This window comes from Nocardia asiatica NBRC 100129, from assembly GCF_000308415.1.
GTDB lineage: Bacteria > Actinomycetota > Actinomycetes > Mycobacteriales > Mycobacteriaceae > Nocardia > Nocardia asiatica.
This window is the reverse complement of the sequence record NZ_BAFS01000327.1, coordinates 1-440: the sequence shown is the minus strand read 5'-3', so window position 1 is coordinate 440 and position 440 is coordinate 1. Positions and strand designations below refer to the sequence as shown.

Sequence of the window (440 nt, the reverse complement as noted above, 5' to 3'; positions counted from 1 at the left end):
TCACCGGGCCCACATTCGGCACCACCGTGGTCAGGGCAGGCGCCGCGACGAAAGTGAAGGCCACGCCGTTACTCGTCCCGCCCGCGGTGGTCACCGTCAGCTGCACGGTTCCCGTCCCCGCCGGAGACACGGCGGTGATCTGCGTATCGGAGTTCACCGTGAACGACGCCGCTGGTGTGGCGCCGAAATTGACCGCTGTGGCACCGGTCAGACCGGTTCCGGTGACGACCACGGTGGTGCCGCCGGTCGCCGGCCCGACATTCGGCACCACCGTGGTGACGGCGGGTACCGGAATGTAAGTGAAGGCCAAACCGTTCGTGGTCCCACCGGGGGTGGTGGCGGTGACCTGCACCGTCCCGGTCCCCGCCGGAGACACGGCGGTGATCTGGGTGTCGGAGTCGACCGTGAACGAGGTCGCCGGTGTGGCACCGAAGTTCACC

General features: G+C 68.6%; 1 protein-coding gene. It reads right to left on the bottom strand.

Annotated features, from left to right (window positions below; genetic code table 11):
* Positions 1 to 310 (bottom strand): IPT/TIG domain-containing protein (locus tag ON27_RS29220; RefSeq protein ID WP_218003052.1); only part of this gene is annotated, 310 nt, incomplete at its 3' end.
* Positions 311 to 440: the final 130 nt, after the last annotated feature.